The sequence below is a fragment of the Kitasatospora sp. NPDC057542 genome, assembly GCF_042801945.1.
Lineage (GTDB): Bacteria > Actinomycetota > Actinomycetes > Streptomycetales > Streptomycetaceae > Kitasatospora.
The window spans coordinates 1-9,650 of record NZ_JBHVFE010000352.1 but is presented as its reverse complement, the minus strand read 5'-3'; the positions used below and the strand labels follow the sequence as shown (position 1 = coordinate 9,650).

Genomic DNA, 9,650 nt, shown 5'->3' with positions numbered 1-9,650 from the left:
AAAGCGCGGACACGGGCCCTCGTGCCGTTCCCCGGCCGGGTACTCGACGACACCGGCGCGGTGCCGGAGCTCGCCCACCGGTCGGGCATCCGTTCCTCGCCCCCACCACCCCGGCCGCGGCGCTGCGCACCGGTGACGACACCGTCCGCAAGGGCAGCCTGACCAACTTCGCGGCCGGCCGGAGGGGCTCGACGGGCAGCCGGATCAGCCCGGAGAAGGCAGGGCCGAGGAATGGTGGTTGAGGATCAGCCACCTGCCTCCACGCAGCTCGTAGACGAAGGTGTAGCGGGCGTCGACCGTGGACTTGCCGCCGTTCTTGTCGGTCAGCGTGAACTGGTAGAGGCCCGTGTCGACGGCGCTCGTGGGGTCCAGGACGGTGATGAACCGCTCCTGGATCTTTCCGACGGGCTTGCTCGCCAGGAACTTCGTGAAGTAGTCGACGATCCCGGCGTGACTGGTACGGATGTCGGAGACGGTCGGCAGCAACACGGCATCGGGAGCGTAGAGGTCCGCGACACGGTTCGGGTCGCCGGTGGCCAGGGCCGCGTTCCACTTGTCGAACAGGGCGGCGATCTGTTGTTCGGTGGGGAGTTGGGCGGTACTCGCCACGACACTGCGCGTAGCGGGAGGCTGGGCGCCGCTTGCGGTCCCGTACGTCGCCCCCGTTCCCGTGAACAGAACGGTGGCGGTGAGGGCGACCGCTGCACAGTACTTGCGTCTCATGAACACCTCCTGTGTCGTCGGTGGTCCATCAGACGGACACTGCCCAGCGTCTCTCGGCGGAGCTGCCCATGCACCTTGAAGCGACGGGGAAGCGGCCACGCACCGATCGACTTCTGCGATCCGCTCGCCCTCGGAGACGAGAAGGCCGAAGCCCGCCACCGCTCTTCTGCCGCCACGCGGCCATCTCCAGGACGTCCAACGGCAGCCCGGTGCGCATGTGGTGGGCGGCCTGCCGGCCGACGAAGCGTCGGGAGTGTGCGAGGCGGCCGGGCGGCGACGGAGCGGTGGCCGGCGGCGACCGGCTGCTTTGCACCGAGTGCGGCCCGCCGCGCCGTAGGCGGTCCGACCGGAGACGTTGCCGATCCGAGGGAGTGTCAGGTTCGTCAGGCCTGGTAGGCGCTGCGTGCGTTCGCCATGCACGCCCACCCCTCCCCGTCTGTCGCGAAGAAGTTCGTGCGGGTGCACCGATCCGCCCGCCGCCGGTGCGCAGGGCCCGACCCGGACGATCACGCACCACGGCCACGCCCGCCCCGAGCGCAACCAGGGCGATCGGGGCCGGTGGCCCGAGCCGGTCCCGGCGAGCGTGATCAGGCCGGAGCTGGTCTGCTGATGGTGAGAGCTGTTCGTGCCGGTGCACCGGGAGGAATCCGGATGAGTACCCATCGAGTGGCACAGGTGGCCTTTGCCGGCGGGCCGTTCGAGATCGTCGAGCGTGACGTGCCGCGGCCGGGCCCCGGGCACGTGCGAATCGCCGTGGAGGCCTGCGGAATCTGCCACGGCGACGCCATGTTCGTGAACGCCGGGCTGCCGGGCGTCCGGTTTCCGCTGGTCCCCGGGCATGAGATCGCCGGGCGCATCGAGGAGCTCGGCGAGGGAACGCAGAGCACCGGTTGGCGGGTGGGCGACCGCGTCGCGGTGGGCTGGTTCGGCGGCAGCTGCGGGTACTGCGCCGCCTGTCGGCGGGGCGACCTCATCCTGTGCCTGAACCTGAAGGTCCCCGGCGGGGCGTACGACGGTGGCTACGCCGAGGCGGTGGTGGTGCCGGCCGACGCCCTGGCCCGGATTCCCGACGCGCTGGCGGCCGTCGATGCCGCGCCGATGGCCTGCGCCGGGGTGACCACGTACAACGGGCTGCGGACGAGCTCCGCACGGCCGGGCGACCTCGTCGCCGTACTCGGCATCGGCGGCCTCGGCCACCTGGGTGTGCAGTACGCGGCCGCCATGGGCTTCGAGACCGTGGCCATTGCCCGCGGCGCCGACAAGGCCGACTACGCCAAGCAGCTCGGCGCGCACCACTACATCGACAGCACGGCCGGCACTCCCGTCGCGGACGCGCTGCAGTCCCTCGGCGGTGCCAGGGTCGTCCTGGCCACGGCCGCGAACTCCGCCGCCATCACGGCGACCGTGGACGGGCTGTCCCACCGGGGTGAACTGGTGGTCATCGGCGCGGACACCGAGCCGTTGGGGATCGCCCCGGTCCAGCTGCTCATGCGCGCCCGGACCGTCCGCGGCCACCCGGCCGGCAGCGCGCAGGACATCCAGGACACCATGGCGTTCAGCGCCCTGCAGGGAATCCGCCCGATGATCGAGACCGTGCCGCTCGACCGGGCCGACGAGGCGTACCACAGGATGCTCCACGGTGCCGCCCGCTTCCGCATGGTGCTCACCACCGGAACGGGGTGACGGGAGACCGTCAGGCCGCCCTGGGCCACAGGCCTGGTCGGCGCGTCGCCGCCGATACCCCTGCGCGACCGGCCGGTTACCCAGCGCTATGATGTTGATCATGTTCATTCTTGAGCTGACCTACATCGCGCCGCTTGAGCGCATCGAAGCGGCCCACCCCGAGCACGTCGCCTGGCTCGACTCGAACTACGAATCCGGCGTCTTCATCGCGTCGGGCCCCAAGGACCCCCGCGACGGTGCGGTCATCGTGGCGGTCGGTGTCGACCGGACGCAGATCGAGGACATCACCAGGAGCGACCCGTACTCGGTGGCGGGGCTGGCCGAGTACACCGTCACGAACTTCCTGGCGATGAGGACGTCGCCGGCGCTGGAGGAGTACCGGCACCAACCGCCGCCGCCCCGGTAGTCGCCCGGCCCGTGCTCCTCGTGGCGGTAGCGCCCGGGAGAGGGGGCGCGGGCTCGCTTCGACGGAGTCGATGAACCGGTCACCGCTCCCGGCGGACGGCGAGCAGGGCCGCGTCGTCCGTCAGTCCGGAGCCGACGTACGCCCGCACGTCCAGGAGCAGCTCGTCCAGCAGGGCGTCCGGCTCCCCGTGCGGGAGGGCGGCCAGGCGCTGGGCGAGCGGGTAGAACCGGTTCGCCGCGTCCCGGGCCTCGGACACGCCATCCGTGTAGAGCAGCAGCAGGTCGCCGCGGTCGAAGGCGAGCGACTCGGCGCGGTAGCCCCCGCCGACCAGGCCGAGCAGCGCCAGCGGCGGTGCGTCGACGGACGGCTCCACCGTGCTGACCTGGCCGTCATGGCAGAGCAGCGGCGGCGGGTGCCCGCAGTTGACCACGACCGCCGGCCCCGGTGTGTCGGGGATGCTGACCAGAACCGCCGTGACGAACTCCTCGCTCGCCGGACGACGGACGAGAGCCGAGTCCAGCCGCCTGGCCACCTCCGCCAGATCCGGCTCGGCCCGCGCGGCCTCACGGAACACCCCCAGCACGTCGGCCGCAGTCTCCACCGAGGCCAAGCCCTTGCCGCACACGTCGCCGAGGAACAACCGCACCCCGTACGGGGTCGGCATCACCTCGTACAGATCCCCGCCGATCCGTGCCTCGGCCTCCGCCGCCACATAGCGCACCGCGACCGCCAGCGGCCCCATCCGCCGGGGCACCAGGCGCAGCAGGGCACGCTGCGCGGCCTCGGCGACCGTGTGGACCCTGGCCAGTTCCCGCTCCTGGCCCGTCACCACCACGACGTTGGCGCAGCTGAAGAAGGTGACCATGACCACTGCGGCCGCCACGGTCGCCATCACGATCGCGGGCACGGCGGCGTCGTAGGCCGCCATGGCGACGACGAGCGCGCCGGCGACCACCCCGGCCGCCAGCGGGACGGTGGCCCGGCGGGTGCCCACACCGGCCAGGACGGGGAGGGCGGCGAGTATCGGGGCGAACGTGATACCGGGCCCGCTGGCGAAATCCAGCGCCACCGTGGTCGCGATCAGCGCGTAGCCGCCGATCGTGACCCGGCGCGACCACCTGGGCAGGAACCGCGGCGAACGCCACGCCCTCGTGTTCGAGACATCAGCCACCGGACTGCCCTTCTGTCCCGCTCGTCCCCACAGCCGCGTCGTTTCCCCCACTCCACAGTTAAGCGCCTCTCCTCTCCCGGATCGACCGGCGGCGCCGCGTCGACACCTCCGGCCCGCCCGATGCGGCCCGCGCCCCGGAGCCGGACGCGCTCGGCGTGGTCCGTTCGAGGAACGCCGATGCCCGGTCGCGGTCGTCAGTCCTCGTCGGGCAGGGCCTGCTCGGTCCAGATGGTCTTGCCGTCCTCGGTGTAGCGGGTGCCCCAGCGCTCGGTGATCTGGGCGATGATGTACAGGCCGCGCCCGCCCTCGTCGTCCCGGGCGGCCTGGCGCAGGTGCGGCGAGGTGTGCCCGGTGTCGGAGACCTCGCAGATCAGGCTGCGGTCCCGGATCAGCCGGACCCGGACCGGCCCGGGGGCGTACCGGATCGCGTTGGTGACCAGTTCGCTGACGATCAGCTCGGTGGTGAACGCGAGCTCTGCCAGGCCCCATTCGTCCAGCCGGTCGGTGGCCAGGCGACGCGCCCGGGCGACCGCCGCCGGGTCGGGCGTCAGCTCCCAGTCGGAGACCTGCCCGGCGTCGAGCCGGCGGGTGCGGACCAGCAGCAGGACGGCGTCGTCGTCCACCGGGCCGGGCAGCAGGGTCGCCAGCGCCTCGTCGCACAGGCTCTCCAGCGGCCGGCGCAGCCCGGCCAGCGTCTCGGCGAGCCCGCGCCGGCCGTCGACGGCCTCCACCAGGCCGTCCGTGTACAGGGCGATCAGGCTGCCGGCCGGCAGGTCCAGCTCGGCGTGCTGGAACGGCGCGCCGCCCAGCCCCAGCGGCCGCCCGGCCGGCAGCTCCGCGTAGCGGACGCCGCCCGCCGGGTCGGCCACGACGGGCGGCGCGTGGCCTGCCCGGGCCAGGCTGCACCGGCCGTCGACCGGGTCGTACACCGCGTACAGGCAGGTCACGCCGCCGCGGGGGCTGCCCGGGCCGCCCTCCTCGCGCACCACGTCGTCCAGGCGGGCGAGCAGTTCGTCCGGATCCAGGTCCATCCGGGCCAGCACCCGGACGCCGACCCGCAGCCGGCCCATCGCAGCGGCGGCCCGCAGGCCGTGGCCGAGCACCTCGCCGACCACCAGGCCGACCCGGCTGCCGGACAGCGGGATGACGTCGTACCAGTCCCCGCCGACCCCGGAGCGGGTGTCGGCCGGCAGGTAGCGGCTGGCCGACTCGACCGCGCTCAGCGCCGGCAGCCGATGCGGCAGCAGGCTGCGTTGCAGCCGCAGCGCAGCGGTGTGCTCCCGGGTGACCACCGGCATCAGCGCCGCACCGATCAGCAGCGCGCCCAGCCCCAGTACGGTCACCCCGCCGACCTGGCCGAGCAGCGGCAGCCGGACGGAGGTCGCGCCGTAGCCGGGGGCGGCGTAGACGTGGAAGGCCGCGTAGCAGAACAGGAACAGCATGATCAGCCCGCCGATCCCGGGCAGCACGCCCTTGAACAGCAGGTCCCGGCGGCTGCGGGTGAGTACCCGGCGGTAGTACCAGACGCAGGCGAAGCCGGTCAGGCCGTAGTAGAAGGCGATCGCCAGGCCCACCGAGCCGATGGAGTCGGCCAGTACGTTGTGGCTGACGGAGGTGAGCAGCACCAGGAAGGCGATCGACACCAGCCCCATGCCGACGGTCGACCAGGTCGGGGTCAGGAACCGGCGGTGCAGCCGGGCGAAGCCGGACGGCACGGTCTTGTGTGCGGCCATCGAGAAGACGGTGCGGGCGGTCGGCAGGATGGTGGTCTGGGTGGAGGCGACCGCCGAGGTCAGCACCATCAGGATCAGCAGTTTGGTGAGCGCGTGGCCGAGCCCGGCGGTGCCGAACACCGCCCCGCCGAGGCCGGAGAGCACGTCTCCGGAGTTGTCCGGGTTGGCCAGCCCGATGCCCGTGGTGCCGACCCCGGCGAAGGCCTGCGCCGAGGTGGCGACCAGACCGTAGATGACCAGCAGCAGCACGGTGGACAGCACGGCGGCCCGCCCGGGGGTGTGCCGGCTGTCCGCGGTCTCCTCGTTGACGGTGAGCGCGGTGTCCCACCCCCAGTAGATGAACACCGCGGCGAGCACCCCGGTGGTCAGCGCTTGGGGGGAGGGGACGTTCAGCGGATTGAACCAGGAGGCGGAGACGTGCGCCGCGGTCGGCGGGCCGCCGGTGTAGACCTTGACCAGGGCGGTGACGGCGAGAAGCAGCAGGACCGCGACCTCCAGGCAGAGCAGCCAGCGCTGCACGGCCGCCGACACCTCGATGCCCACGTAGCAGACCGCGGTCATCAGGGCGATCCAGACCACCCCGGCCACGGTGGTCCACACCCGGCTGGTCGCCAGCGACTCCAGCCCGACCAGCCGGAAGCCGTAGATGCCGGCGATCTCGGCCAGGTTCGCCATCGCGATCACGTCGGCGACGATCAGGCCCCAGCCGCCCATCCAGCCGGCCCGTGGGCCGAATGCGCGGGTGGCCCAGGTGAAGGTCGTCCCGCAGTCGGCGTCGACGGAGTTCAGCTCCCGGTAGGCGTACGCGATCAGCAGCATCGGCACGAACGCCAGCATGGTGATGATGGGGGCCTGCAGTCCCACCCCGGCCACGATCACTCCGAGCGTCGCCGCCAAGCTGTACGCCGGCGCGGTCGAGGAGATCCCGATCGCCACCGACGAGAACAGCCCCAGGGCGCCCGATCTGAGCCCCTTCTCACCGGGGCCGGGCCCGGGTGCGAGCGGCGTGGCGGACTCGGCGGGGCGAGGGGAGCTCTTCACACCAGTTACCCACTCCGCGTCTCGCGGCGGCAAGCCTTGCGATCACCATTCTCCCCGCCCGCCGGGAGGGCCGCCAGACGGGCTCGCGGCGCGGCGCGGCGGGCGGGCCACGGCCCGGATGTGCGATTCCTGGGCCGGGTCACGCGCCGGGCGGGGCCGAGCAGCGCGCAGATCACCAGCGACGGCACGGGCAGCGCGAACGCCTGGACGAGGTCCACCGGCCCGGGGCCGGTGAGCATGGCGTCGATCAGATCGTCGACGGTCCTCTGGACCAGTCGAGGGGTGTGTCAGCGCTGTTCCTCCGGGCGGCCCTCGGCCTCCCAGCGGGTGTGGAAGATCCCGTCCCGGTCGACCCGGCGGTAGGTGTGCGCGCCGAAGAAGTCCCGCTGTCCCTGCACCAGTGCGGCCGGAAGACGCTCCGCCCGCAGGCTGTCGTAGTAGGCGAGCGCGGTTGCGAAGCCGGCGGCGGGCACCCCCAGCTGGGCCGCCACCGAGACGACCCGTCGCCAGGCCGACTGCGCGGAGCCGAGCGCCTCCCGGAAGTGCGCGTCGGTCAGCAGCGTGGGAAGCTCCCGCTCCGCCTCGTACGCGGCCCGGATCCGGTCCAGGAACCGGGCCCGGATGATGCAGCCGCCGCGCCAGATCGCGGCCATCTCACCGGGGTCGATCTGCCAGGAGTACTCCGCGCTGCCGGCCTGGATCTGGTTGAAGCCCTGGGCGTAGGCCACCATCTTGGAGGCGTACAGAGCCTGCTCGACGTCGTTCGCGAACCGGTCCGCCGCCGCGCTGTCGAGCCACGTCTCGGTGGGGCCGGGCAGCCCCCGCCCGGCCTGCCGGAGCGCCACGCTGCCGGACAGCGCCCGGGCGAAGACCGCCTCGGCGATCCCGCTCACGGGCACGCCGAGCTCCAGCGCGCTCTGGACCGTCCAGCGGCCGGTGCCCTTCTGCTCGGCCTGGTCCAGTACGACGTCGACGAAGGGCTTCCCGGTCGCCGCGTCGGTGTGGGCGAGGATCTCGGCGGTGGTCTCGATCAGGTAGGACTCCAGGCGCCCGGCGTTCCAGGTCCGGAAGACCTCGGCGATTGCGTCGGGCTGCAGTCCCGCTCCGTGCCGCAGCAGGTCGTACGCCTCGGCGATGAGCTGCATGTCGGCGTACTCGATCCCGTTGTGGACCATCTTGACGAAGTGACCGGCGCCGTCCGGTCCGACATGGGTGCAGCAGGGCTTGCCGTCGACCTTGGCCGCGATGTCCTCCAGCAACGGCCCCAGGACCCGGTAGGCCTCCGGTGTGCCGCCGGGCATGATGCTCGGCCCCTCCAGCGCGCCCTGCTCTCCGCCGGAGATCCCGCTGCCCACGAAGTGCAGTCCGCGTTCCCGCAGGGCCGCCTCCCGCCTCCTGGTGTCGAGGAAGTGCGCGTTCCCGCCGTCCACCACCACGTCGCCCTCGTCGAGCAGCGGCACCAGCTCGTCGATGACCGCGTCGGTCGGCGCCCCGGCCTTGACCATGATCACGATCAGACGGGGGCGTTCCAGGGCCGCGACGAACTCCTCCGTGGTCCCGGCGGCCACGAACTCGCCCTCGTGTCCGAACTCCTCCAGCAGCGCCGTGGTCCGCGCCTGCGTGCGGTTGTGCACAGCCACGCGGTATCCGTGGCGGGCGAAGTTCCTGGCCAGGTTGCGGCCCATCACGGCCAGTCCGGTGACGCCGATCCGGGCAGGTGACTGCTCGGTCATGACGGGGATCTCCAAAGGTCTCGGGGGCCTGGGGCTGTCGGGATCGAAGACGTCGGGTGCCGGGTACGCCCGCCGCCCTGTCCCTACTCCGCGGAGAGCGCGAGGACCTCGTCCTCGGGAAGCTCGACGTACTCCTGCCCCTCCACCGTGATCTCCGACCCGGAGAGCCTGTTGAAGAGGATCTTCTCGCCGACCTTGACGTCCACCGGGTGCGGCTTGCCGCTCCCCAGCTGCCGGCCGGGCCCTACCGCCACCACCTCGCCCTTCCACGTCACCGGGTCCTGCGGGGTCGGGCCGCCGATCGGCTTGACGATCAGGTGATCGTGCTTCGGGTGGAAGTCGGGCATGGCATGGTCCTCTCGCGTAGGCACCCGCGGCGCAGCCGGGGCCGTCCCTCACACATCGATTCTGCCGAGGTCCGAGGTTTCCGCACCCGGACGGAAGCGGGACACGGGGGAGCGGGACCCGTCACGAGCCGCGGGCCGGGACGAGCGGGTCCGGCGTGTCACTGCCGGGGGAAGCGGCCTCCTCGGCAGGTGCCACGCCCGCCTTCTGCCCGAACGCGAGGTCGTCCGGCTTTTCGTCGGCGCCGGTTTCCCGGCCCGGGCGCGAGCGCATCGAGCCGGCTGTGCCGGGGGAGTGGTCGCGCGTGTGACGCGGGTCTCGGTCCGGGGGAATCGTCTGCACTCAGAGCATCGGCGGCAGTCCGTTCAGTGACCGACAAATAGGACAAACCATGACATAAACCGTGAGCCCACTCACACTGAAAAAGGTCCACGACGGACGATAGTGGCTGCTTGTCGACGCCGCCCGCGAGCCCGGCCGCGACATCTGCGCAGCTCAGCGCGTTGGCCGGTCGTGCAGCCCGCCCCTGCGGATCGGCGTCGTCCGCCCTTGGGTACGACGGTGGGTCGTAGCGAGGGGGTCTTGTCGATGACCGGTCCGGCCTGGCAACAATTGCTGCATCGAGCCACTCCGGCACCTGTCCCGCCGGTGAACGGCCTACCGCCAAGCCGCGCCCCGCGACCGTTACGGCCCCTGTCCGGCCACGGTCCACAACGGGGAGTGACTCGGCCCAACCCGATTGAGGTCTTGCTCTACATGCCCGCTTTCAAGCTCCGTATGCGTACCTCTGCCGCGATTCTTGCCGGTGCCGCCGG

The 9,650-nt window shown here is 72.2% G+C and carries 8 protein-coding genes; 2 read left to right on the top strand and 6 right to left on the bottom strand.

Translation table 11 applies throughout. The features are described from left to right. Nucleotides 1–204: 204 nt before the first annotated feature. Entirely contained in the window at nucleotides 205–609 is a 405-nt protein-coding gene (locus tag ACFU7Y_RS32355; RefSeq protein ID WP_224284324.1) for an SgcJ/EcaC family oxidoreductase, read from the bottom strand. A gap of 765 nt (nucleotides 610–1,374) precedes the next feature. Between ACFU7Y_RS32355 and ACFU7Y_RS32350 the strand changes: the two genes are divergently transcribed. Beyond that, on the top strand, nucleotides 1,375–2,406 hold the full coding sequence (locus ACFU7Y_RS32350) for an alcohol dehydrogenase (protein ID WP_380770515.1): 1,032 nt from the start codon (nucleotides 1,375–1,377) through the stop codon (nucleotides 2,404–2,406). Nucleotides 2,407–2,506: 100 nt separating this feature from the next. Next, entirely contained in the window at nucleotides 2,507–2,812 is a 306-nt protein-coding gene (locus ACFU7Y_RS32345; RefSeq protein WP_380770514.1) for a YciI family protein, read from the top strand. Nucleotides 2,813–2,891: 79 nt separating this feature from the next. On the opposite strand, the gene ACFU7Y_RS32340 is transcribed toward ACFU7Y_RS32345, so the two are convergent. The 5 genes from ACFU7Y_RS32340 to ACFU7Y_RS32320 all read right to left on the bottom strand — a co-directional run bounded on the left by ACFU7Y_RS32340 (nucleotide 2,892) and on the right by ACFU7Y_RS32320 (nucleotide 9,108). Beyond that, the gene (locus tag ACFU7Y_RS32340; RefSeq protein ID WP_380770513.1) at nucleotides 2,892–3,983 is read right to left on the bottom strand and encodes a PP2C family protein-serine/threonine phosphatase; all 1,092 of its coding nucleotides are present in this window, start codon (nucleotides 3,981–3,983) and stop codon (nucleotides 2,892–2,894) included. 194 nt (nucleotides 3,984–4,177) lie between these two features. Beyond that, nucleotides 4,178–6,757, bottom strand: a complete 2,580-nt coding sequence (locus ACFU7Y_RS32335; RefSeq protein WP_380770512.1) for a SpoIIE family protein phosphatase — start codon at nucleotides 6,755–6,757, stop codon at nucleotides 4,178–4,180. Between the two features lie 287 nt (nucleotides 6,758–7,044). Then, nucleotides 7,045–8,490 carry an NADP-dependent phosphogluconate dehydrogenase gene (gene gndA, locus ACFU7Y_RS32330; RefSeq protein ID WP_380770511.1) on the bottom strand — a complete coding sequence of 482 codons (1,446 nt, stop codon included), beginning with the start codon at nucleotides 8,488–8,490 and terminating at the stop codon, nucleotides 7,045–7,047. Nucleotides 8,491–8,573: 83 nt separating this feature from the next. Continuing rightward, nucleotides 8,574–8,837 carry a hypothetical protein gene (locus tag ACFU7Y_RS32325; protein ID WP_224284499.1) on the bottom strand — a complete coding sequence of 88 codons (264 nt, stop codon included), beginning with the start codon at nucleotides 8,835–8,837 and terminating at the stop codon, nucleotides 8,574–8,576. A 121-nt stretch (nucleotides 8,838–8,958) separates the two neighbouring features. Then, a complete protein-coding gene (locus ACFU7Y_RS32320; protein ID WP_380770510.1) occupies nucleotides 8,959–9,108 on the bottom strand; it encodes a hypothetical protein in 150 nt (49 codons plus the stop codon). Between the last annotated feature and the right edge of the window lie 542 nt (nucleotides 9,109–9,650).